Origin of the sequence: Halopseudomonas sp. (assembly GCF_038130085.1) — a bacterium.
Taxonomy (GTDB): domain Bacteria; phylum Pseudomonadota; class Gammaproteobacteria; order Pseudomonadales; family Pseudomonadaceae; genus Halopseudomonas.
Genome location: NZ_JAYPMU010000027.1, coordinates 1 through 23,925, shown reverse-complemented (window position 1 = coordinate 23,925; position 23,925 = coordinate 1). Strand labels below are relative to the sequence as shown.

General features: G+C 61.5%; 22 protein-coding genes. 11 read left to right on the top strand and 11 right to left on the bottom strand.

Going from position 1 to position 23,925, the window contains the following annotated elements:
* Positions 1-98: 98 nt before the first annotated feature.
* Positions 99-1,133 carry an AraC family transcriptional regulator gene (locus tag AAFM31_RS15655; protein ID WP_341708840.1) on the bottom strand — a complete coding sequence of 345 codons (1,035 nt, stop codon included), beginning with the start codon at positions 1,131-1,133 and terminating at the stop codon, positions 99-101.
* Positions 1,134-1,226: 93 nt separating this feature from the next.
* On the opposite strand from AAFM31_RS15655, the gene AAFM31_RS15650 reads away from it, so the two are divergent.
* A complete protein-coding gene (locus tag AAFM31_RS15650; RefSeq protein ID WP_341708839.1) occupies positions 1,227-2,702 on the top strand; it encodes an NAD(P)/FAD-dependent oxidoreductase in 1,476 nt (491 codons plus the stop codon).
* Positions 2,686-3,630 (top strand): alpha/beta hydrolase, encoded by a 945-nt coding sequence (locus tag AAFM31_RS15645; protein ID WP_341708838.1) that lies wholly within the window; start codon positions 2,686-2,688, stop codon positions 3,628-3,630. Before AAFM31_RS15650 ends, AAFM31_RS15645 begins: the two co-directional genes overlap by 17 nt.
* Here AAFM31_RS15645 and AAFM31_RS15640 read toward each other — a convergent pair.
* The 8 genes from AAFM31_RS15640 to rutR form a co-directional block, all read right to left on the bottom strand.
* Positions 3,609-4,385 (bottom strand): SDR family NAD(P)-dependent oxidoreductase, encoded by a 777-nt coding sequence (locus tag AAFM31_RS15640; RefSeq protein WP_341708837.1) that lies wholly within the window; start codon positions 4,383-4,385, stop codon positions 3,609-3,611. The two genes, AAFM31_RS15645 and AAFM31_RS15640, sit on opposite strands and share 22 nt — an antisense overlap.
* A 166-nt stretch (positions 4,386-4,551) precedes the next feature.
* Positions 4,552-5,481: an ABC transporter permease gene (locus tag AAFM31_RS15635; RefSeq protein WP_341708836.1), complete on the bottom strand. Its 930-nt coding sequence runs from the start codon at positions 5,479-5,481 to the stop codon at positions 4,552-4,554.
* Positions 5,481-6,575, bottom strand: coding sequence for an ABC transporter permease (locus AAFM31_RS15630; protein WP_238869975.1), 1,095 nt, complete (start codon positions 6,573-6,575; stop codon positions 5,481-5,483). Before AAFM31_RS15630 ends, AAFM31_RS15635 begins: the two co-directional genes overlap by 1 nt.
* Complete coding sequence (locus tag AAFM31_RS15625; protein WP_341708835.1) at positions 6,568-8,085, bottom strand: ABC transporter ATP-binding protein; 1,518 nt, start codon at positions 8,083-8,085, stop codon at positions 6,568-6,570. The genes AAFM31_RS15630 and AAFM31_RS15625 overlap by 8 nt, the downstream gene beginning before the upstream one ends.
* On the bottom strand, positions 8,082-9,173 hold the full coding sequence (locus AAFM31_RS15620) for a BMP family ABC transporter substrate-binding protein (RefSeq protein ID WP_341708834.1): 1,092 nt from the start codon (positions 9,171-9,173) through the stop codon (positions 8,082-8,084). The genes AAFM31_RS15625 and AAFM31_RS15620 overlap by 4 nt, the downstream gene beginning before the upstream one ends.
* A 33-nt stretch (positions 9,174-9,206) precedes the next feature.
* Positions 9,207-9,593 carry a VOC family protein gene (locus tag AAFM31_RS15615; protein WP_088277161.1) on the bottom strand — a complete coding sequence of 129 codons (387 nt, stop codon included), beginning with the start codon at positions 9,591-9,593 and terminating at the stop codon, positions 9,207-9,209.
* A 1-nt stretch (position 9,594) separates the two neighbouring features.
* Positions 9,595-10,602 carry a 2-oxoglutarate and iron-dependent oxygenase domain-containing protein gene (locus tag AAFM31_RS15610; protein ID WP_341708833.1) on the bottom strand — a complete coding sequence of 336 codons (1,008 nt, stop codon included), beginning with the start codon at positions 10,600-10,602 and terminating at the stop codon, positions 9,595-9,597.
* 243 nt (positions 10,603-10,845) lie between these two features.
* Positions 10,846-11,574 carry an HTH-type transcriptional regulator RutR gene (rutR, locus tag AAFM31_RS15605; RefSeq protein ID WP_371833044.1) on the bottom strand — a complete coding sequence of 243 codons (729 nt, stop codon included), beginning with the start codon at positions 11,572-11,574 and terminating at the stop codon, positions 10,846-10,848.
* Between the two features lie 236 nt (positions 11,575-11,810).
* Here rutR and rutA point away from each other — a divergent pair, with 236 nt between their 5' ends.
* From rutA to rutF, 6 genes are read left to right on the top strand one after another with little or no spacing between them, the layout of a single operon-like run.
* Positions 11,811-12,899, top strand: a complete 1,089-nt coding sequence (rutA, locus tag AAFM31_RS15600) for a pyrimidine utilization protein A (RefSeq protein ID WP_341708831.1) — start codon at positions 11,811-11,813, stop codon at positions 12,897-12,899.
* A complete protein-coding gene (rutB, locus tag AAFM31_RS15595) occupies positions 12,899-13,651 on the top strand; it encodes a pyrimidine utilization protein B (protein ID WP_341708830.1) in 753 nt (250 codons plus the stop codon). The genes rutA and rutB overlap by 1 nt, the downstream gene beginning before the upstream one ends.
* Positions 13,648-14,031, top strand: a complete 384-nt coding sequence (gene rutC, locus AAFM31_RS15590; RefSeq protein ID WP_341708829.1) for a pyrimidine utilization protein C — start codon at positions 13,648-13,650, stop codon at positions 14,029-14,031. Before rutB ends, rutC begins: the two co-directional genes overlap by 4 nt.
* 13 nt (positions 14,032-14,044) lie before the next feature.
* Positions 14,045-14,848: a pyrimidine utilization protein D gene (rutD, locus tag AAFM31_RS15585; protein WP_341708850.1), complete on the top strand. Its 804-nt coding sequence runs from the start codon at positions 14,045-14,047 to the stop codon at positions 14,846-14,848.
* Positions 14,849-14,860: 12 nt separating this feature from the next.
* A complete protein-coding gene (locus AAFM31_RS15580; RefSeq protein WP_338213052.1) occupies positions 14,861-15,454 on the top strand; it encodes a malonic semialdehyde reductase in 594 nt (197 codons plus the stop codon).
* 11 nt (positions 15,455-15,465) lie between these two features.
* On the top strand, positions 15,466-15,978 hold the full coding sequence (gene rutF / locus AAFM31_RS15575) for an NADH-dependent FMN reductase RutF (protein WP_341708828.1): 513 nt from the start codon (positions 15,466-15,468) through the stop codon (positions 15,976-15,978).
* Positions 15,979-16,020: 42 nt separating this feature from the next.
* On the opposite strand, the gene ppnN is transcribed toward rutF, so the two are convergent.
* Entirely contained in the window at positions 16,021-17,394 is a 1,374-nt protein-coding gene (gene ppnN / locus AAFM31_RS15570) for a nucleotide 5'-monophosphate nucleosidase PpnN (protein ID WP_338213050.1), read from the bottom strand.
* 268 nt (positions 17,395-17,662) lie between these two features.
* Here ppnN and AAFM31_RS15565 point away from each other — a divergent pair, with 268 nt between their 5' ends.
* Both AAFM31_RS15565 and AAFM31_RS15560 read left to right on the top strand, forming a co-directional pair.
* The gene (locus AAFM31_RS15565; RefSeq protein WP_341708827.1) at positions 17,663-18,673 is read left to right on the top strand and encodes an AraC family transcriptional regulator; all 1,011 of its coding nucleotides are present in this window, start codon (positions 17,663-17,665) and stop codon (positions 18,671-18,673) included.
* Positions 18,674-18,841: 168 nt separating this feature from the next.
* A complete protein-coding gene (locus AAFM31_RS15560) occupies positions 18,842-19,363 on the top strand; it encodes a 2,4'-dihydroxyacetophenone dioxygenase family protein (protein WP_341708826.1) in 522 nt (173 codons plus the stop codon).
* Positions 19,364-19,392: 29 nt separating this feature from the next.
* Here the strand turns inward: AAFM31_RS15560 and AAFM31_RS15555 are convergent, their stop codons facing one another.
* Positions 19,393-22,272, bottom strand: coding sequence for an EAL domain-containing protein (locus AAFM31_RS15555; protein WP_341708825.1), 2,880 nt, complete (start codon positions 22,270-22,272; stop codon positions 19,393-19,395).
* A gap of 504 nt (positions 22,273-22,776) precedes the next feature.
* Between AAFM31_RS15555 and AAFM31_RS15550 the strand changes: the two genes are divergently transcribed.
* Positions 22,777-23,904: an integrase arm-type DNA-binding domain-containing protein gene (locus tag AAFM31_RS15550; protein WP_341708824.1), complete on the top strand. Its 1,128-nt coding sequence runs from the start codon at positions 22,777-22,779 to the stop codon at positions 23,902-23,904.
* Positions 23,905-23,925 lie beyond the last annotated feature (21 nt).

The window sequence follows — 23,925 nt, the reverse complement described above, 5'->3', positions numbered from 1 at the left end:
TGTTCGTGAATGGTCCTAGCGCAAAGATACTCCGGCCGCAGCCGCACGGAAGCGGCTCTTGACTGACCGAATGGTCACCCATCAGTCCGGCTGATGCGTTACGTGCGCGCGATGCGACAAAACTGTCGGGGCGTCATCCCCTTCCAGCGCCGAAACGCATGAACGAAGTTAGACACCTCGCCATAACCCAGACGTTGCGCTACCTCATCGAGCGACAGCCCCGGCATGCGCAACAGCTCCTCGGCCAGCGCTTCGCGCGTTTCTTCCTGCAGCTGCCGGAAACTGGCCTGTTCATCACTGAGGCGACGCCGCAACGTACGCTCGGTCAGGTGCAGGCGGGCCGCGACAGCGGACATATCCGGCAGCGCTGCACCGCCCTCGAGCAGCAACTCCCGCACTCGCCCGGCCAGGCCATCGCGCGCCCGGTAGCGCTGCAGCAGTTGGTGACACTGCTGCTCGCAGGCCTGACGGATTGACGGGTTGTCGCCCGGCAGGCCGCGCGCCAGCAGCTCGGGATCCAGCTCAAGCAGGTGCTCAGCCGCATCGAACTGCGGCGTGCAGCCATAGGCCTCGGCGTAGGCGCTAAGGAGGTCATCAGGCGGTGCCGGCAGCGCCAGCTGGACCGATTTGAACGGCTGCCGCAGACCGGTCAGCTCACGTTGAATGCGGGTAATGGCAGAGCTATCGCGCAACAGCAGAAAGCGGCGCAGTTCAGGCTCGATCCAGCTGTCGTCGATAACCAGCCAGTGTCTGCCAGCCTCCTCGCGGGCCTGGATACGACAGAAGGCGAAGGTCAGATCGAGATAGCGCAGGCCCATTTCCAGCGCCTCACCGAGCGAGGCACTGCTGAGCAATGCATAGCCCCAGATCCCGTAGCGACTCAACTGATAACGGCGCCCAGCCAGCAGGCCCAGCAACGGCTGATCGGGCAGACAGGTCAGCAGGTTGGCAACTACCTGCAACTCCTGACTCGCCTCCACCTGCGCCTGGCCGTCGGCCAATGCCATGACGTCCAGCCCACTGCCCTGCAGGCATTGCGGCACCGTCAGGCCGAGTTCGGTGCCGAGCTGGGTCATCAGTTGCACGCTGCCGATGTTGCGCAGACGCGGCCATGGAGGCGTGGAAGTGGTCATGGATTGTCCGAAACTCACAATTTTATGACCGACTATGCCATATCTGTCGACACAGACAACACCTAATATGGGTCGCACAGGAGGAAGCACACAATGACTAATAAAAGCTCACCTGCCGCACCGCTCGACGCCATCATCATTGGCACCGGGTTTGGCGGCCTCGGCATTGCCATCCAGCTCGACCGTCAGGGCATCAGCAACTTTCTGTTGCTGGAGAAGGCCGCCGACATCGGCGGCACCTGGCGCGACAACCACTATCCCGGCTCCGGTTGCGACGTTCCCTCGCACCTGTATTCCTACTCGTTTGAACCCCGCACCACCTGGCCGCACAAGTACGCCCGCCAGGACGAGATTCACGCCTACATCCGCCATTGCGCCGACAAGTATCACCTGCGCCAGCGCATCCGCCTGAACTGCGAAGTCAGCGAGGCCCACTTCGATGCCGACAGCGGCTGCTGGCAGGTCACCACCGCCGGTGGGGAGACCCTGATCGCGCGCAACCTGATCACCGCCTGCGGTCAGCTCAACCGCCCGCTGATGCCGAACATCGAAGGGCTGAACAGTTTTGCCGGCCCGGCCTTCCACTCAGCCGAATGGCAGCACGACGTTGATCTCAAGGGCAAGCGGGTCGCGGTCATCGGCACCGGCGCCTCGGCGATCCAGTTCGTGCCGCAGATCGTTCCGCAAGTGGCTCAGCTCGATCTGTATCAGCGCAACGCTGCCTGGGTACTGCCCAAGGACGACCGCGAGTATGGTGAAGGCCGGCGCCGCTGGCTGAGCCGGCTTCCCGTGCTGCACCAACTGGATAGACTCTGGCAGTACCTCACCCATGAGGTCCGCGCTTTGGGCTTCGTGCACTTCCCGGCGCTGGTCAAGTACAGCGAAAAAGCGGCCTTGCGTCATCTGCGGCGACACATCAGCGATCCGGCCAAGCAGGCGGCGCTGACCCCGGATTATCCGCTTGGCTGCAAGCGCATCCTGATCAGCAACAACTACTACCCGGCGCTGAACCAGCCCAACGTCGATATCGTCACCGACGGTATCGAGAAGGTGGTGCCGGAAGGCGTCGTCACCCGCGACGGCACCCTGCACCCGGCCGACGTGCTGATCTACGGTACCGGCTTTGCCGCCACCGAGTTCCTCGCGCCGATACGCATTACCGGTCTCGACGGCCGCGAGCTGAACGACGTCTGGCGTGACGGTGCCGAAGCCTACAAGGGCATCTCGGTGGCCGGCTTCCCCAACCTGTACGTGCTCTATGGGCCGAACACCAACCTCGGCCACAACTCGATCATCTACATGCTGGAAAGCCAGTTCCGCTACGTCATCGCCTGCGTCAAGGCCGTGCGCGACCGTGGCCTGCGCTATCTTGACCTGCAGCCTGAGGTCCAGGCGCGCTACAACCAGCAGGTACAGGACGACGCCCGCGGTACGATCTGGGCACAGGGTTGCCAGAGCTGGTACCTGACCGCCGACGGCAAGCAGACCGTCAACTGGCCCGGTTTCACCTTCACTTATCGGCACATGACCCGCAAACCGACATGGAGTGATTATGTCCAGGTACGTTGATGAGTTGTATCGCAACCCGGGCCAACCCGGTCTGCGCGCAATCCTGCGCGGCATGCTGAAGCTGCTGTTTCGCGGTCTGGTACGGCCACCGATTCCATTCGCAGTACAGGCACTGGTGCTGCGCCTGCTGACCCTCGGCATGCCGCTGGCCAAAGGCGTCAGCCGCAGCGCTGAGCAGATCGCAGGGCGGCCCTGCCTGTGGCATCGCCCGGCAACCGGTGGCGATGGCAGAGTCATGCTTTACCTGCACGGCGGGGCCTTCGTCATCGGCTCGCCGCAAACCCACCGCGGCATCTGCTCGGCGCTCGCCAGTCGCGGCCGGTTCGACGTCTGCGCGCTGGACTACCGCCTAGCACCCGCGCACCCGGCACCGGCTGCCTGTGAGGATGCGGTCGCGGCCTACCAGGCCTTGCTGCAGCGCGGCTATTCGCCAGACCAGATCACCCTGGCGGGCGACTCGGCCGGTGGTAACCTGGTGCTGGTGACAGCGCAGAAGCTGGCCTCACTCAAGCTGCCACTGCCAGCAGCGCTGGTGTGCTTCTCGCCGGTCACCGACATGACCGCCGAGCAATTGCACGCACCTGCGGCAGGCGATCCGCTGCTGCACCCGTCATGGCTAGACAGCGCCCGCGACGCCTACTGCCCAGCCGGGCTGGACCGCGCGAACCCGATGCTTTCGCCACTGTTCGGTCAGCTAAAGGGGCTGCCACCGCTACTGTTGCAGGTGGGCGAGGATGAGGTACTGCTGAACGACAGCCTGCGCCTGGCCGAGGCCGCACGCGCTGCCGGCGTGGAAGTACGTCTGGAGCGTTACGAAGCGCTATGGCACGTATTCCAAGCCCACGCGGGTCTGCTGCACAGCGCAGATGCGGCGCTGCAGCGCGTGGTGGAGTTTGTCGACCGAGCTCAGACCGACTCGGTGAGCTGATCCCGATGAATCGCATATGGCCCCCAGGCCTGGCGAACCGGCACCACTTCCAGTCGGTTGATGTTCATGTGCGCCGGTAGCGCGGCGATGTAGCCGACCTGATCGGCTACATCGTCTGCGGTGAGCGGCACCGTACCCTGATAGACCTTGTCGGCAGCACCAGCGTCACCGGCGTTGCGCACCAGGCTGAACTCGGTCTCGGCAATGCCGGGCGCCAGGTCGGTGACCCGCACGCCTGTGCCCTGCAGGTCGCAGCGCAGGTTGTAGGAAAACTGCTGTACGAACGCCTTGCTGGCACCGTAGACGTGGCTGCCGGGATACGGGTTGCCGGCGGCGGTGGAGCCGATGTTGATGATGGTTGCACCGCTGCCCCAGGCGATGAGCCGCGGTAACACCGCGTGGGTGACGTTGACCAGCCCGGTAATGTTGGTGTCGATCATGGTGTGCAAGTCGCTCAACTCCACCGCCTGTGCCGGGCCCGGCGCCAGCGCCAGCCCGGCGTTATTGACCAGCACCTGAATGCCGGAAAACGGCTCCGGCAGTTCATCGATGGCACGCTGTACGGCGATGGCATCGCGCACGTCCAGCTGCAACGGCAGCACGCTAGTCAGCTCACTGAGTTCATCAGCCAACGCCTGCAGCCGCTCCAATCGGCGACCACAGAGAATCAGCGGCCAGCCCTGACGCGCCAGACAGCGCGCGCTGGCGGCGCCAAACCCGGAGGTCGCGCCGGTAATCAATACTGCACCTTGCATGGGTATATCCTGTTCTTAATGAGATCACTAGCCGCAGTGGAAAGCGTCGGCGAGGCAGTCAGCGCAAGGCAAGCGTTGGCGAAACAGCGCAGTTTACGAACAGTAAATGAGCATGTTGAACCGACGCTTAACGCTGCGCTGGCCACGTAGCCAGCTTTCAACGCAGCTAGCGGCGCTCTTCTCGAATAAAGGGTTCCCCCAACGCCCCAGGCTGGCTGCTGCTGTCACGGCTGGCCAGGGCTACCCAGATCATCACCCCGAGGGTGACGGCGTAGGGGGTCATAAATACGAAGTACTGCGGCAGGCGAATACCGGAGGCGGCCATCTGCGGAATCAGCGCCTCGATACAGCCAAACAGCACGGCGCCGGCCAGCGCCTTCCACGGCGACCAGCGAGCAAAAATCACCAGCGCCACGGCAATCCAGCCGCGGCCGCCGACCATATCGGCGATCCACATCTTGGTGCTCAGCACCGAAATAAAAGCACCGGCCAGACCGATCAACATCGAACCAGCCACGATGGCGGCGCAGCGATAGCCCAGCACCGGAATACCGGCGGCATCCGCTGCCTGCGGGTTCTCGCCGACCGCGCGCAGGCGCAGGCCCAGCACACTGCGATTGAGCACCAGCACCACCGCGAGGAAGATCAGCGGAGTGACAAACACCAGCGGGTTCTGCACGAACAGCTTGCCCACCACCGGCAACTCCGACAGTGGCCACAGCGACACTGACTGCAGCCCGGCGACCGGCTTGTTGGTCCAGTCCAGCAGGGTGCCGAGCAGCCCGGTCAGGCCCTGGCAGAAGAACACCAGCGCCAGACCGGCGATCACCTGATTGATGCGCATCACCAGCACCATCAGAGCGAACAGCAGCGAGACAAACCCGGCCGCACACATCGCCAGAATCAATGCCCAGACCGTCGCACCGCCGGTCATCAGCGAAGCACCGATCCCTGCCAGCGCGCCCACCAGCATGAGGCCCTCGGCTCCCAGTGCCAGCACCCCGGAGCGCTCGATCACGATCAGCCCAAGTGCCGCCAGCGCGAAGGGCACGGCGAAGTCGGGAATGTTGCCAATCCAGCTTGCAATCATATCCATCAGACCTGCCCTCCCTGAATGCGGCGAATACGGTGCCGGATAAAGAACTCCGACGACGCCACGCAGATCACCAGAATCGCCTGGATCAACTGCACCATCGAAAACGGGATCTGATAGAACACCTGCAGGCTGCGCCCGGCGACAAACAGGGTCGCCACCAGCACCGCAACCACCGTTGCCGCAATCGGCTGGTTGCGCGCCAGAAAGGCGATCAGAATCCCGGAAAAGCCGTAACCGGCGTAGAAGGAATGGGTCAGCCGCCCTTCCTGTCCGGCGGTGATCATCAGCCCGGCCAGACCTGCCAGCGCACCGGACAGCAGCACGGTACCTAGGATCACCCGCTTGACCGGCACGCCGACCGCACGCGCCACACCCGGGCTGCTGTCGACAAAGCGCAGGTATAGGCCAGCGCGCGAGATGCCGGTGAACCAAAGCACAAACAATGCGACCACCAGCGCGAGCACCACCGCCAGGCTGACGCCGTCGAACAGCTCGGGCAAACGCTCGAACACTTTGTACTGCGGCGAATAAGGGAAGGAGTCACGCGGGTCTTTCCAGCTGCCGTAGACCAGATGCAGCAGGAAGTTGATCGCAATGTAGTTGAGCATCAACGTGGAGATGATCTCGTTGACCTTCAGGTGCAGCTTGAGCAGCACCGGCGCCAGCGCCCAGAGCAGGCCGCAGGCCATGGCGCACACCATCATCAACGGCAGGCGCAGTGACGGCGGCCCAATCTCGAACAGTGAAACGGCGGTCGCGCCAATCGCGCCCCAGATCATCTGGCCTTCCAGCCCAAGATTCCAGAACCGCGCACGGAACGCCAGACAGCCCGCCAGACCGACCATGATCAGCGGTGCCGCCTGGAACAGCACCGCACGCAGACTCTGGCTGTCGAACAGAGTCAGGATGACAAATTCATTGAGCAGCTCACCGGCGGGCACCCCGGCGCTGACCAGAATCGCCGCCGAAATGAGCATGCCGACTACCAATGCCAGCGCGATAACCAGCGCCTGCCAGTACCAGGCCATCTGCTGGCGTACTTCAAGGGTGTAGCGGCGCGCCAGCAGCGGTTGAAAATTCGTTGTATCAAACATGGTTCACCATGGCCTGCCCGATTGCCTGGCGGTCTGCCGGTTGGGCAAACTCGCCGATGATACGTCCTGCCGACATCACGCCAATGCGGTCTGCCAGCGCCATCACTTCGTCCAGGTCTTCACTGATCAGCAGCACCGCCGCGCCCGCATCACGCGCGCTACGCAGCCGTTCGTGCACTGCCAGGGTGGCGCGCACATCCAGCCCGCGGCTGGGGCTGTGCACGATGACCAGTTGCGGGGTGCGGGCAAACTCGCGGGCAATCACCAGCTTCTGCGCGTTGCCGCCCGACAGCAGGGCCGCCTTCTGTTGCAGCGAGCGCACGCCCTGCACATCGAACTCGGCGACTGCAGCGGCGGTGTCGGCTTCAATCCGTTTGCGGCGCAGGAACCAGAACGGCCCGTAGCGGCCGCTGTGCACGTCGCCCATGGCAAAGTTGTCGCTGATCGACAGCGGCGCGGCGAGCGCCGAGCTGTAGCGGTCGGCGGGAATGCAGGCGATACCCAGCTCACGGCGACGGGCCGCGCTGAGGCTGTTGAGATCACCTTCACCGACCAGTTCCATCTCGCCGGAGACCAGCTCCGGCAGGCCCATCAGCGCACCCGCCAGCTCACTCTGGCCGTTGCCGCCGACACCGGCGATGCCGTAAATCTCACCGGCACGCAGCTCCAGATTAACGCCGCGCAGTACTGGCGCATCGCCGCTGGAGCGCAGATCGCGCACCGCCAGTTTGACCTCGCCCGCCGCGCGGCTGGCTGGAATCTGTGGCGGTGTGGGCGCGTCGCCGACGGTCAGCTTGACCAGCTCGCCGACCGAAACGGTCTGCGGTTTGAGGCTCGCGACCGTCGAGCCTGTGCGCATCACCGTCACCTGATCGGCGTAGCGCATCACATCATTCATCTTGTGCGTCACCAGGATGACGGCAGCGCCTTCCTGATGCGCGAAATGCTGGACCGTGGTCAGCAGGCTCTCTGCCTCCGCATCAGTCAACACCGCGGTGGGTTCATCGAGAATCAGGATGCGGGCACCGGCCAGCAATACCTTGAGAATCTCGACCCGTTGCTGCTCGGCCACCGACAGCTGATCCACCCTCGCGTGGGGCTCGATGCTGAACCCCAGGCTGGCGGCCATGGCGGTGATCTGCTCGGCGGTCTGCGCCAGCCGCTGCCGGTAGGTACCGGTTTGCAGGTGACGCAGGCCAAGCAGAATGTTCTCCGCCACGGTGAAGGGTTTCACCAACTTGAAGTGCTGATGAACCATGCCGATGCCCTGTGCTGCAGCATCGAGCGGCCCCTTCAGACGCACTAGGTTGTCGTCGATGAACAGCGATCCGGTTTCCGGCGCATACAGCCCTGCGGCGATGTTCATCAGGGACGACTTGCCCGCTCCGTTCTCGCCCAGCAGGGCATGCACTTCGCCCCAGCGTGCGGTGAAGGAGGCCTCGGACAGCGCTTTGAAGCCGTCAAACGACTTGCTTACGCTGTCCAGCCGGATCGCGTTCGGGTTACTCATTGCTGGGTAATCACTCCCTTGACGAACCAGTCCATGGACCACAGTTCGGCGTCAGACAGCGCTTCGCCTTCCGCCGCCTTGACGTTGCCGTCACGGTCAGCAATCGGGCCGGCGTAGATCAGTTTCTCGCCGTTCAGCAGTTCCTCACGGGCGGCCATGATCTTGGCCTTCTCTTCTTCATCGATGCCCTTGCCGCAGCAAGCAACGTCGGTACCGCCCTGCTCCATCGACAGCAGCGCACCGTGCTCAGCCGGTACCCAGTTGCCAGCCATGATCTTCTTCAGCTCAGGCGCCAGGAAGCGATCCCAGACCCAGACCGAGGAGCACACGGTGGCTTCGGGGGCGAACTCGCTCATGTCACGGTGGTGACCGGTACCGTGCACGCCGCGCTCCTGAGCAACGATCTGCGGGGTCGGGCTGTCTACGTGCTGGCCGATAACGTCAGCGCCCTGGTCGATCAGCGCGGTTGCGGCGGCACGCTCCTTGACCGGGTCGTTCCAGGCACCGGTGTAGATGACGGTGACGGTCGCATCCGGATTCATCTGCTGCGCGCCCATGGCGAAGGCGTTAACGGTCCAGTTCACCTGGCCGAAGGGGTTAGCCGCCACAAAGCCCAGCTTGCCGGTTTCAGACGCCGCACCAGCGGCCATGCCGCACAGGTACTGACTCTCGTAGGTACGACCGTAGAAGGATTCCAGGTTGTGCGAGTTGGTGGTGCCGGAGCCGTTGAGGAAGGCCACGTCCGGGTACTTGTCGGCCAGTTCCTTGAAGGTGTCGGAGTAACCGAACGCGGTGCCGATGATGATGTTGGCGCCACGCTGAATCAGCCGCTCAACGGTCGGTTTGATCGCCGAGGCGGTTTCCGGAACGCTTTCCACGTACTGAATCTTCTGGCCAATCTCGCCTTCCAGACGCTGACGCGCCTCGTCGAAGGCCTGAGTCCAGCCACCGTCGTTGCGCGGGCTGATGTAGAGCATGGCGATCTTCGCCGGGCCGGTCAGGGTAAAGCCGCCTTCCTCGGCAGCAGCCAGAGTTGGCAGGCCGCAGGCGGCCAGGGCGCATACCGCGCCCGCAATCAGTTTTTTCATTGCCAAAGTCCTTCTTGCGATCAGGTGGTGTGACTACATCATGTGGTTGATACGGAATACGTTGCCTTCCGGATCCATCAGCACCGCCTGATACCAGTTGTAATAGGTGGTATACGGCGGCTTGATCAGGGTGGCGCCAGCCTCGACGGCGATCGGCACCATACGGTCGACCTCCGCTGGGCTGTCGACGTCGATGTTGAGCAGAAACTTGCACCCGCGGGTGTCGGAGTGCTCGGCCAGATGCAGCAGTTCGTAGGCATCCGGCGCGTTGAAACCGATGCAGCAGGTGCCGGCGTCCAGGCCGACAAATATCGGCGAGCGAATCGCCTCTACTTCGGGAAAGTCGAATACGCGCTGGTAGAACCCGCTGAGAGCTTCGATATCGCGGGCGAAGACGTTTACATAGGAGAGTTTGCTCATCTCAGGCCACCTTGCTGCCGCCGAAGGTCGTCTGCCGGACGAACTTGGACTTAAGGTGGTCGCCCGAGGAGACCGGCGCATGGAGCGGCGTCTCGCCATCGGCCAGGCAGCTCGGCAGACACTCGACCATGACGTCGTAGTTGGGCTGATGGAAGAACACCAGCGACTGGCGTTGCTGATCGCCCGCAGCGTCTTCCGGCGGATTGACCACGCGGTGCAGGGTCGAGATCCACTGATCGTTGGTCCACTGCATCATCAGGTCACCGATGTTGACCACGAAGCCGTCTTCAACATAGGGCACATCGACCCATTCGCCGTCGCGGTTGCACACCTGCAGGCCACCCAGTGCGCCGTCGGGTTTGACGATGGTCAGGCTGCCGTAATCGGTGTGCGCACCGGCGCGCAGCTGGCCTTCCTCGATACCCTCTTTCAGGTGCGGGTAACGCAGGCTGCGGAACATGCTGATGTGCTTGTCGATCTTGTCGTCAAAGAAGGTTTCCGGCAGTTCCAGCGCCAGCGCAAAGATGCGCATCAGCGAGCGGGCCAGATCACCCATCGCCGCAAAGTACTCGGCGTAGGCCTGCTGAAAACCGGGCAGCTCCGGCGGCCAGACGTTCGGCGCAAAGTGCGGGCCGGCCATGGCTTCGGAGTAATAGGGCTCGTCCGGCACCTCGGTCGGGCCAATCGAGAAGGATTCCTTGAGGTCGCCCGGCGCCGCTTCTTCCATCGAGTAGGACAGGCTTTCCTCGGCAACCGCGCTGTAGCCACGGACCATGTCCGGACGCGGACGATCCGCCTTGCGCTTTTCTGCCATCGGCAGATCAAAGAACTGTGAAGTCAGGGCATAAACCCGCTCGATCAATTCCTTGGGAATCTGGTGCTCGGTAATGACCAGAAAGCCGATGTCCCGACAGGCCTGGTTGACCGCTTTGGCCACCTCAGCCTTGCCCTCGGCAGTCCCGCCGAAATAGGGCCCAAGATCGATAATGGGAACGTATTGAAGCGTCATACAACCGGTTCCTCCAAGTGGTGCCCGGACTGATGCCGGACCAGAGAAGCGGCGCAACGAGCAGGCTCGATACACCAGCGTCCAATCACAGGAGACGATTGCAGCAACTATGCCAAAAAGGCTTTTCTCTTTTAAAACAGATAGATAACAAAATAGGACCGCTTATTTTGGAACAAACGGTCTGATCTAGAGCACTCGGTTTGTGCGCTTAGCCCAAAAACAGGGCGAGGATATTGATGCAGATCAAGTGCGCGGACAGACGCCCTGCAGCACCAGCGCCTTGAGGTTGGCCAGCGTCTCGGCAAAGAACGCCGGATCGTCCAACGTGCGACCTGACACCGCCTCGACCTGGGTACGGAAGTCGGCGTAATGCTGAGTCATGGCCCACAGCGAGAAGATCAGATGATGGGGTTCGACCGGTGCCAGCTTGCCCGCCGCAATCCAGGCATTGATAACGCTGACCTTGGATTCGACGATCTCGCGCAGCGAGCCCTGCAGTTCGCCCAGCAGCAGCGGCGCGCCCTGAATGACCTCCAGACAAAACAGCCGTGACTCAGCGGGATGATCGCGCGACAGCTCCAACTTGACGCGCAGGTAGTCGCCGATGGCCTCGGCGGGGTCCTGCTCGACACTGAATGCCTTCAGCGGGCTCAGCCAGACATCCATCAACTGCCGCAGCACATTAATGTACAGGTCTTCCTTGGAGGCAAAGTAATACAGCAAGTTGGTCTTGGAGACGTCGGCCTGGCTGGCGACCTGATCCAGGCTGGTGCCGTGCAGTCCGTAGCGGGAAAACACATCGAGCGCCGCTTCCATGATGGCGCTGCGCTTGGTTTCCATCAGGCGCTTGCGACGATTCAGCGTAGCTTCACTGGGCACCCGGCTGCGGGCCTTGGGCTTCTTTGCAGGTGGTGCGGGACGCTGTATCTGTTTACTCACTGGGAGGTATGCCTCTTCTTTTAACGCTCGCATTCTACCCTTGGGGATAGCAGACAACTCAAGCCCCAAAATGGGCCCCAACGCCAATCCCTATGCACAAACCAAGTGCTCTAAGATGGACTAAATGGTCTAACTTAAACCAGTCAAACCACCCAAATCATTGATTTAAATCAACAAAAAAAACATGGCCTGGATTGTGCTTTTTGCCTGTTCAGCGGCCGGCCACGCAAGCCGACCTTCTGAACACATGGACAATGGAGTGCAACCCGATGAATGTAGGTATCTTCATCCCGATCGGTAACAACGGCTGGCTGATTTCCAAGAACGCCCCGCAGTACATGCCGACCTTCGATTTGAACAAGGCCATCGTGCAGCGCGCCGAGCACTATGGTTTTGAATTTGCCCTGTCGATGATCAAGCTGCGCGGCTTTGGCGGCGAGACCGAATTCTGGGAACACAACCTCGAATCCTTCACCCTGATGGCCGGTCTGGCCGCGGTCACCGAGCGCATCCAACTGTTCGCCACCGCCGCCACCCTGACCCTGCCGCCGGCGATCGTCGCGCGCATGGCCTCGACCATCGACTCGATCTCCAACGGCCGCTTCGGCGTCAACCTGGTAACCGGCTGGCAGAAGCCGGAATACAGCCAAATGGGCCTGTGGCCCGGCGATGAGTTCTTCGCCAACCGTTATGACTACCTCGGCGAATACGCCACCGTGCTGCGCGATCTGTGGAACACCGGTCGCAGCGACTTCAAGGGCGAGCACTTCCAGATGGACGACTGCCGCGTCAGCCCCAAACCACAGGCCGACATGAAGGTCATCTGCGCCGGTCAGAGCGAAGCCGGCATGGCCTTCACTGCCAAGTACGCCGATTACAACTTCTGCTTCGGCAAGGGCGTAAACACCCCAACCGCGTTTGCCCCGACCGTCGAGCGTCTGGTCAAGGCCACCGAGGAAAGCGGCCGCGACGTTACCTCCTGCGCGCTGTTCATGATCATCGCCGATGAGACCGACGAAGCCGCCCGCGCCCGCTGGGAGCACTACAAGGATGGTGCCGACCATGAAGCCATCGCCTGGCTCGGCGAACAGGGCGCCGCCGACACCAAATCCAAGGGCGACACCAACATCCGCCAGATGGCCGATCCGACCTCTGCCGTGAACATCAACATGGGCACGCTGGTCGGCTCCTACGAAAACGTTGCGCGCATGCTCGACGAAGTCGCCACCGTGCCCGGCAACAGCGGCGTGATGCTGACCTTCGACGACTTCATCAAGGGCATCGAAGACTTCGGCGAGAAGATCCAGCCGCTGATGAAGAGCCGCCAACACGTTAACGAGATGCTGGAGAGCGCGTGATGAACAGCCTGACCAAACCGGTTGTCGGTCACGCACCGGTACGCAACAACCCGACCGACGTCATCCTGCCTGCGCGCCCCGAGTCGCTGGCGATGAACAGCGGCGAGACCGCGCTGATCGTGGTCGACATGCAGAACGCCTATTCCACCAAGGGCGGCTATCTGGATCTGGCGGGCTTTGATGTCTCCAGCACCGGGCCAGTGATCGAGCAGATCGCCCGTGCCATCGAAGCGGCACGCGCCGCCGGTGTGCAGGTGATCTTCTTCCAGAACGGCTGGGACAGCGAGTACGCCGAGGCCGGTGGCCCCGGCTCGCCGAACTGGCACAAGTCGAACGCACTGAAGACCATGCGCAAAAACCCGGAACTGCAGGGCAAGCTGCTGGCCAAGGGCACCTGGGACTACGATCTGGTCGACGCCCTGCAGCCGCAGCCGGGCGACCTTGTGGTGCCGAAACCACGCTACAGCGGCTTCTTCAACACCGCCTTCGACAGCCTGCTGCGCGCGCGCGGCATTCGCAATCTGGTGTTCACCGGCATCGCCACCAACGTCTGCGTGGAATCCACCCTGCGCGACGGCTTCTTCCTCGAATACTTCGGCGTGGTACTGGCCGACGCCACCCATCAGGCCGGGCCGGAATTCGTCCAGCAGGCCTCGCTGTACAACATCGAAACCTTCTTTGGCTGGGTCAGCACCGTCGACGACTTCTGCACCGCACTGACCAAGCCCGTTACCCAAGGAGCATCCGCATGAGCAAGAAAACCATCCTCCCCGCCGGCACCGGCAAACCACTGGCCCCCTACGTTCCGGGTTCGATGGCCGATGGCATTGTCTACGTCTCCGGTACCCTGCCCTTCGACAAGGACAACAACGTGGTTCACGTTGGCGATGCGGCAGCGCAAACCCGCCACGTGCTAGAAACCATCAAGGGTGTGGTCGAGGAAGCCGGCGGCAGCATGGATGACGTCACCTTCAACATGATCATGCTGCGCGACTGGAGCGATTACGCCGCCATCAACACCGTCTACGCCGAGTACTTCCCGGGCGAGAAGCCGGCGCGTTACTGCATCCAGTGTGGTCTGGTAAAACCGGACGCGCTGATCGAAATCGCCAGCATCGCCCACGTCGGCTGAGGCCGTGGCCGTGATGCATATCGAAATCCACGGCCGGCGTGATGCCGACGCCCCGACGCTGGTATTCAGCTCGGGGCTCGGCGGCGCGGCGCACTTCTGGATGCCGCAACTGGATGCACTGACCAGCGACTATCGCGTGGTGCTGTACGACCAGCTCGGCACCGGCAAAAGCCCTGCCTCCCTGCCCGCCGATTACAGCATCGACGCCATGGCCAGCGAGTTGCGCACGCTGCTCGCCAGCCACGGCATCGGCGACTATCACCTGATCGGTCATGCCCTCGGTGGTCTGGTCGGTCTGGCGTTGGCGCTGCAGCAGGCACCGGGCTTGCGCAGCCTGACGCTGATGAACGCCTGGTCACGGGTCAGCCCGCATACCGCGCGCTGTTTCTCGGTACGCAAGCAGTTGCTCGCCGGCAGCGGGCCGGCTGCCTACGTCGAAGCGCAGGCGCTGTTTCTCTACCCGCCGGACTGGATCGCCGCCAACATCGAGCAGTTGCAAATCGACGACCGCAAGCACGTGACGGGCTTTCCGCCGACCGACAATCTGCTGCGCCGCATTGCCGCCCTGCAGGCATTTGCGCCGGACGCACAGGCGCTGGCCGGCATCCGCCAGCCAACCCTGCTGATCGCCAACCGCGACGACATGCTGGTGCCCTGGCAGTGTTCACGAGAGCTCGCCGAACAGCTGCCGAACGCCCGGCTGGAATGCTTTGACTACGGCGGCCACGCCTCCAGCGTGACCTGCCCGGACACCATCAATACGACGCTCAGGCGCTTTCTCGCCAGCGTCATTCACGACACCGAATTCGCCGCCTGAGTGAGGGCAACCATGTACGAAGAACCACTGGATCAAAGCGCCCTGGCGCAACTGTTCACCGAGGCCCGTAGCCACAACGGCTGGCTGGATCAGCCGGTGCCGGACAGCCTGCTCGAAGCCATCTACAACCTGACCAAGATGGGCCCAACCTCGGCCAACTGCAGCCCGGCACGCTTCGTGTTCGTGCGCACCCGTCAGGGCAAGGAGCTGCTCAAGCCGTGCCTGTCATCCGGCAATCTGGAAAAGACCATGAGCGCGCCGGTCACCGTGGTCGTCGCCTATGACTCGCGCTTCTACGACGCGCTGCCGGAGCTGTTCCCCCATGCAGACGCACGCAGCTGGTTCACCGGCAGCCCGGAGATGATTTACGAAACCGCCTTCCGCAACAGCTCGATGCAGGCCGCCTACTTCATCATGGCCGCGCGCAGCCTGGGACTCGACACCGGGCCGATGTCCGGCTTTGACGCCAAGGCGCTGGACGAGGCGTTTTTCAGCGACAGCCACTGGAAGTCCAACCTGTTGATCAATCTCGGTTACGGCGACAGCAGCAAGGTGTTCGACCGTCTGCCGCGTCTGGCCTATTCCAAGGCCTGCATTCTTACCTGAAGGAGCCCATCATGCTCGCAGCCAAGCTAGTGGAACCCATGCCCACCCCGGTCACCAAGGACGCTTTCCGCAACGCCATGTCGGTACTGGCCGCCGCGGTCAACGTGGTTACCACCGATGGCCCTGCCGGCCGCGCCGGTTTCACCGCCACAGCGGTCTGTAGCGTCTCGGAAGAGCCGCCGAGTCTGCTGGTGTGCCTCAATCGCAGCGCCTCGGTGTACGACATCTTTCAGGCCAACGACCACCTGTGCGTAAACACACTGACCAGCGATCAGCAGGCGCTGTCCAATCTGTTCGGAGGCAAGACAGCGATGGATGAACGCTTCGCCAGTGCCAGCTGGAGCACCGACGTCAGCGGCGCGCCGATGCTGGATGAGGCGTTGATCAACTTTGATTGCCGCATCAGCAACCGGGTGGCTGCCGGCAGCCACGACATTCTGATCTGCGAGATTCTGGCGATCCGCCAGCGGGAAAGCGGCGACGGCCTGGTCTACTTCCAGCGCCGCTATTGTCAGCCGGTCTAACACAGGGTGCCTCGTCGCATTAACGGCGAGGCACCTCCTGCGTCAGCTGACCACGCGGTAGCACGGCTCGTAGGCCGCGCCACCCGGCAGCTTCATCCGGTGCTGATCAACAAAGGCCTGCAGCAGCGCATCCAGCGGCTGCATAATGCGCGGATCGCCATGAATGCGGTACGGCCCGTGCTCTTCGATCAGGCGAATACCCTTGTCCTTGACGTTGCCGGCGACGATGCCGGAAAACGCCCGGCGCAGGTTCGCAGCCAGTTCGTGCGGCGGCATGTCGAGCGTCAACTGCAACGCTTCCATGTTGGCGTGGGTCGGGTCGAACGGCCGCTGAAAACTCTCCTCGATCTGCAGCAACCAGTTGAAGTGAAAGGCATCGTTACGCTCGCGGCGGAAGCGCTCCACCTCTTTCAAGCCTGAGGCCATGCAGCGCGCCACCTCCGTCGGGTCATCAATGATGATGCGGTAGTGCTGCTGTGCTTCTTCCCCGAGGGTGTCGCGGACAAACGCATTCAGCTGCTGCAGATAGGCTTCAGCACTGCGCGGCCCGGTGAGAATCACCGGGAAGGGGACATCGCGGTTATCCGGGTGCATCAAAATGCCCAGCAGGTAGAGGAACTCCTCCGCCGTCCCGGCACCGCCCGGGAAGATGATGATGCCGTGGCCTACCCGCACAAACGCCTCCAGGCGCTTCTCAATGTCGGGCATGATCACCAGTTCGTTGACGATCGGGTTGGGCGCTTCGGCAGCAATGATGCCGGGTTCGGTAATGCCCAGATAACGACCCTCGACGATACGCTGCTTGGCGTGGGCAATGGTCGCGCCCTTCATCGGCCCCTTCATCACGCCCGGGCCGCAGCCAGTGCAGATATCGAGATTACGCAGGCCGAGTTCGTGGCCCACCTTCTTGGTGTACTTGTATTCCTCGATGCTGATCGAGTGCCCGCCCCAGCACACCACCATCTTTGGCTCCAGCCCGGGCCGCAGGGTGCGCGCGTTGCGCAGCAGATGAAAGACGTAGTCGGTGATACCCGCCGAGCTGTCCAGATCGACCCGTGGGCCGCCCAGCTCGCTTTCGGTATAGACGATGTCGCGCAGGGCGCTGAACAGCATTTCACGGGTACTGGCGATCATCTCGCCGTCGACAAAGGCGTCAGCCGGGGCATTGATCAGCTCCAGCCGCACGCCGCGGTCCTGCTGGTGAATCTGCACCTCAAAGTCGGCGTAGGCTTCGAGAATGGTCTTGGCGTTATCAACCCGCGCGCCGGTGTTGAGAATCGCCAGCGCACACTGGCGGAACAGCTGATGCAGGCCACCGGAGCCTACTTTGCTGAGCTGCTGAACTTCACGTTGGGAGAGGGTTTCCAGGCTGCCTTTGGGGCTGACCGATGCATTGATTACGTTGGGTCTTGTCATGCGAGGCTTCCTTGGCAAACGCCGGCGGGAACAACTGCCGACGCAAAAATAGATACGACCAGTCCGGTCGCAACGGCCAGGGCCGGGTGTCACCTCCGCTTCCGCCATCGTGATGGCTGGCAGCACGCGCTACATGCGATGCAGAAATGACAGTGAGCCCTGACTTCATTCTTGCCCCGCCCGAACGCAGTTGGCAATCGCAAAACCTAAAACAAAATGCCTAAAGTGGGGCATAGCGAAGCAGACAACATCTTGCTATACACAAGCCATGACAGCATTGATCAAGGCCACGTCACTGACCGGCTTCACCCCACTGGTCCACGAACTCGGTGCTGACCCGGAGGCGTTGATGCGCCAGTTCGCCATCGATCCGCAGATCATCGGCAACACGGCTAGCGTCATCCCGTACCGGTCGCTGATCGGCCTGCTGGAATACAGCGCAGAAGAACTGCACTGCCCGGACTTCGGCCTGCAGATGGCGGAGCGACAAAGCATTACCGTGCTCGGCCCGCTGGCGGTGATTGCCCAGAACGCCAGCACCATCGGCGAAGCGCTGGAGGAAGTCGCGCGCTTCATGCACACCTACAGCCCCGGCATCAGCCTGCACCTGAACACCAGCGACCCGGAACGGCCACAGCTGGAGTTCGACCTGCGTCTGCGGGCGCTGCATCGGGTCCGGCAGACGCTGGAACTGTCCCTTGGCGTTGCCCACCGCACCCTGCAAATGCTCTGGGGCCCTGATTTTCACCCCGCTGCGGTGATGCTGCGCACCAACACCTGTCTGCCGCAAAGCCGTTACCAGCGTTTCTTCGGCGCTAACTGCTATTTCACTCAATCCAGCAACGCATTGGTACTGCGACCCGAGCACATCAGCCATCCGATCAGCGAGCATAACCGCCAGCTGCACGACGCGATGCTCGACTACCTGCACAACCTGAGCGCCGCCAATCCACTCGACCTGCATAGTCAGGTACTCGATCTGATCAAGCGGCTGATGCCGACCAGGCACTGCACCCTGCGAGTAATCGCCGACCATCTGGGATTGAATGAACGAACCCTGCAACGCCGGCTGGAGTACCAGGAACTGGTTTTCGAGCAGCTAGTTGATGACGTGCGCCGCGAACTGGCCGACCTTTACCTGATCGAAAAACACATGCCGATGGCGCAGATCGCGGCCCTGCTCGGCTATGCTGAACAAAGCTCGCTGAACCGGGCGTGCCGACGCTGGCACGCTATTTCGCCGAGTGCCCGGCGCCAGCAACTGCAAACACACAGTTGAGTCCGCCAGTACTGAAGAAATCCACCGCTGACGGCAAATGACAAACAGGCGTCGTCAAAAGACAATATTGCACCCGTCTTTCGACTGAAAATCCCTCCTCGGCATGCCCGAACTACGCTGTGTTCTGAACAACAGCGCAACAACGACAATAAGCACGAGGACACCCCCATGGCCCTGCCCGAAGCCTTTACCCATCAAGATTCCCTGCTGACCATCAACACCAACGACGAGAAGTTTCTCGAAGGTCTGCTGCACCCCGGCATCAAAGCCTACCCATTGATGCTCGACCCCTATAACGGCATCTGGGTTCTGCGGGTAAAGTTCGCCCCCGGTGTCACCCTGCCGATCCACTTCCACACCGGCTGCGTGCACCTGTACACCATGACCGGCTGCTGGTACTACACCGAGTACCCCGATCAGAAGCAGACCGCCGGTTGCTACCTGTACGAGCCGGGCGGCTCCGTTCACCAGTTCAACACCCCGGCCGACAACACCGAAGACACCGACACCTTCATGGTGGTGTTCGGCACCAACGTCAACTTCGACGAAAGCGGCAACTATCTGGGCATGATGGACGCCAGCCTGATCAAGGCCTGGGTTGACCAGGGCATCAAGGATCAGGGCGCCGACAAGATGACCTACATCACCCCGCCAATCCCGACTTACGCCCGCACCCCCGGCGGTAAATAACCTCGGCCAGGCTGTCCGGCCCAACCGGATCAGCCCGCCGGCGCCTCGTCGGAGCGGTCGCGCGCCAGCGCTGCCGCCTCGACCGGGCGACCAAACAGGTAGCCCTGAAAAACCTGGCAGCCGCTGGCAACCAGCAATTCCATCTGCTCGACGGTCTCAACCCCTTCAGCCACAACGCCGAGGCCCAGGGTGCGCGCCAACGTCACAATGGTGCTGGCAATAGCCGCGTCGTTGGCGTCGGTCAGCACATTGTCGATGAAGGACTTGTCGATCTTCAGCTGATCCAGCGGCAGACGCTGCAGGTAGCTAAGCGATGAATAGCCCGTACCGAAGTCATCAAGCGAAAAGCGAATACCCATCTGCCGCAACACCTTCATCTTGCCGATGGTGCTTGGCAGATTGTCCTGCAGCATGCTTTCGGTCAGCTCCAGCCGCAGCATGGACGCACGCGCTCCGGTGCGCTCGATGGCAGCTGCCACCTGTTCGACAAAATCGGCTTGTCTCAACTGTCGCGCACTGACGTTGACCGCGATATGCCAGTTCGCCCGCTCCGGATCCTGCGCCCAGTTGGTCAGCTGGCGGCAGGCGGTTTCCAGCACCCACTGACCTATCGACAGAATCAACCCACTGTCTTCCGCCAGCGGGATGAAGGTCGCCGGCGACACCATGCCGCGCTGCGGGTGCTGCCAACGTATCAACGCCTCAACACCAAGAACGCGCCGCGCCTGACTTACCACCGGCTGGTAGAACAGGCAGAACTCGCCGTTATCCAACGCCTGACGCAGGTCACGCAGCAGCATCGCGCGCTCCACCACCTCGCTCTGCATTGCCGGATCAAAGAAGCAGATCTGATCGCGCCCGGCATCCTTGGCCCGGTACATCGCCATGTCCGCCTGCTTTATCAACTCTTCAGCCTGGTCTTCGCCCAGGGTAAACAGGGTCACACCGATACTTGGCGAGACGTCCAGCTGCAGGGTGCTCAGTTGATAGGGTTCACTCAGCCGCCGGCGAATATGTTCGGCACGGCTGGCAACACTCTCGACCGCCTGATCCTGATCGGTGCCCAGTTCCTCCAGCAGCAGGACGAACTCGTCGCCGCCCAGACGAGTCACCGTATCGACATCGCGGACAACATGCTGCAGCCGATGGGCTACCTGACACAGTAGCTCATCGCCCTGAACGTGACCAAGGGTATCGTTGACCTCCTTGAAGTTGTCCAGATCGATCATCAGCACCGCCCCGTAGCTGCCGCTGCGCACCGCCTTACGAGTAGCCTGCAGCAGCCGTTCAGTCATCAACCGACGATTGGGCAAGCCGGTCAGCTCGTCATGCAGGGCAATATGCAGCGCCTGCGCCTCGGCCTGCTTGCGCTTGGTGATGTCGGCACGGATGGCAATGTACTGCTCAGGCAAACCGGATTTGCCGACAAAGGGCACGATGGTGGTCTGCACCCAATACAGCGCCCCGTCTTTGGCCCGGTTGCAGATCTCCCCGTTCCAGACATCGCCGCGGCCGATGGTGCGCCACAGGTCGGCGAAAAAGGCTGGCGGGTGTGTGCCTGAATTGAGCAGCCCATGCGTCTGACCGATCAGCTCGTCACGGGCGTACTTGGAGATAGCGCAGAACTTGTCGTTGACCTTGGTAATTACCCCACGCGCGTCGGTGAAGGCAACGATCGCATGCGCATCGAGGGCCAGCCGAATATCAGTGTTCTCGCGCATCGACACCTCCAGCTTGCGGAGGCTTTGCTCGCGCACCGTGGTGTCGGTAAAGATCGCCATGATTCCTTGATCGTCGGGCACCACGATGGCGTGGCCGTGCCGAGTCGCGCCCTGCGGTGTTGTGTACTCCCCGTCCAGTTCGCCACGCTCACCGTCCAACGCTGCCTGCAGCGCGGGCAGCAGCTGCTGGTAAAACGCGCCGTTGACCGCCTGCTCAAGATGACACCCGGCTGAATGGCCGCCTTTGATCAGGAAGCTACGGTCAAACGACGGATTGGTGAATCGCAGATTCAGCGCTCGATCCAGTCGGGCCACGCCTACCGGCAGGCTATGCATCAGGCGGTTCAGATCCTGCTCGCGGGCCTGCGCACGCGCGGTCGAGCGCGCGAGTAACGAGTATGGCTCGTGCACCGCCACGATGAACGCAGCGCGATAGATACAGATGTAGGCCATCACCTTGTACAGATGGCCGAACAGGCTGATCGCATCCGAGGGTGCCACATACTCGGTAAACGCCAGCTCTCCAAAACCCATGATGAAACTGGCTACGGCCAGCCAAAGAAAACGTGGATTGTTCTCACGCCAGTAACGGGCGAACAGCCAGGCCGCCAACAACAGATTGGCCGCGCACAGCGCATACTCGATGTTCGCCTTGAACGGCGTAACGCCCTCACCGGGGATAAAGGTGTCAGGTAAGAGATGCAGCCCCTTAGCGCCGAAAGCCAAAAGACCGGCCAATAGCAGCAGGGCGATCATCAACCAGCGCAGCGAAGAGCCATACAAACGCGCCCCGGCAGCGACCAGCAACAGCGAGAATGCCTCAAAGCCGCGCCCCGCCAGCCAGAAGAAAATAGCCAGTTCGGTGCTGCCATCCAGGATCAGCGACGGCATCCCCTCATAAACCAGCGCGTGTGCAAGATCGGCGCCTGCGACCAGGGTGAAGCCAAAAATCAGAATGTTGGCCCGCGGCAAATCACGCTTACCCAGCGAACCCCAGGCAATGGAAACCACCATGACCGACACGATTACCGCAACCAACTCGAGCAAAAGGTGCAGCGATAAATAATCCTGCGGGCGTTCTACAAACAAGGGCACACGAGGAAGCGCCAGGGCCACCACCATCAATGCAGCAGAAACCAGGCAGACAAACACGGCGAGGCGCCACTTCAGGCCACCACCAGGATTCATTGGAGTACTCCAGATTTACAGAATTGCCACACGGTGAGCAGGGACATATCTACCGCGCGGGCGGATTCTATAGGTCTGCAAGGGAATCGAACAGCAAAGTCATGCCAAAGTAGCATCCAGAAGAATGCGATACCTGGTCAGAACAGCGCAGCGCGCCTGCATGCTGCACGACAACGACAGGACGGAACCCAGAAAACAAAAAAGGCCTGCGATTTCTCGCAAGCCTTTTTAATGATGGTGCCGGCACCAAGAGTCGAACTCGGGACCTACTGATTACAAGTTTGCTCAGTAGCCCTTATTCCACACGGGAACCGGAACAGACAACCCAAAAATAACTCCTGCATCCCCTTGAATTTCAAAATAAAAACAGGAGTTGTTAAGGGAAGGCTAACAGATTTGGAAGCGGTGTCAAAGCCCTACCCCAACCCTACCCCGGGGCCAAATCCCTACCCAAAACCTACCCCGAAAACCGCCTGTGGAGGCCGCATGACCATACGACAACCCATGAATGAGCTGACCGTAAAACGCCTGAAGTACGACCCAAAACAGGGCCGATTTGAATATCTCGACCCGCCCATGCATGGACACGGCACATTTGGGGTCAGGGTCAACAAAACCAGCAAAAGCTTTATCCTCCTATACAGCTTTCACAATCACCCACGCAGGCTGACACTCGGAAAGTACCCGGCCATGTCGCTGACTGAGGCAAGAGAACAGGCCGCTCAAGCCATCAACCTTCTCGCCCAAGGCATCGACCCTGGGCAGAAAAAGGTCGCGGAGCTGTTCGAGTATCGCGAAAGCCCCACCTTCGCCGAGGCTGCTGAAATCTATCTGGATCACGTCAAACTCAAGAACAGCGAGAGGACATTGCACGAGTACAAGCGACTCTTGGAGGTCGACTTTATCCCTCACCTCGGCCGCATGAAGATGGTCGATATCAAACGCAAGCAAGTCATCGCTTTGCTCGACGAGAAGGCCAAAACTGCGGGCATCCAAGCGAACCGCAACCTGGCAGTCATCCGCGCGATGTTCAACTTCTGCGTAGACCGCGACATCCTCGACGCGACCCCGCTGGTGCAGATGAAGAAGCTAGTCAAAGATGTGCCTCGAGAACGTACGCTCAATCGTCACGAACTGGTCTGGTTCCTGCGCGAGCTCACCGCTCCCTATCTCAATGAGAATACCCGCTTCGCGCTGCTTCTCAGCCTGATGCTGGCACAGCGCTCCGGTCGCATCGTAGAAATGCGCTGGGTGGATCTAGATTTTTACGACGCCATGTGGGATCGCAGCGGCAAATTCGAAAAGAACAACAACCCCATCGCGATCCCGTTGTCAGATGAGGTCATGGGCATCCTGAAGTACCTCAAAAACAAACAGCGCAAACAGATCGAAGATCACAAGAAAAAAGGCAACGAGTTCGCTAGCCGCATGGGGCAATATGTATTTCCCGGACGCTTCCCCGGACAGGCTCAGACTCAACCATCACTAAACCGCGCCATGCACCGGATGTACACAGCCTACGTCAAGGATATGGACAGGGTTGAGCATGAGGGTTTGCTCCGCGTCGCAGACGGCTACCCTCGTCCAGTGGTACACGACCGGGTTCTACCCCGTTACTGCGGACACTTTTGAAAAGAGGCACAATGTGCCAAA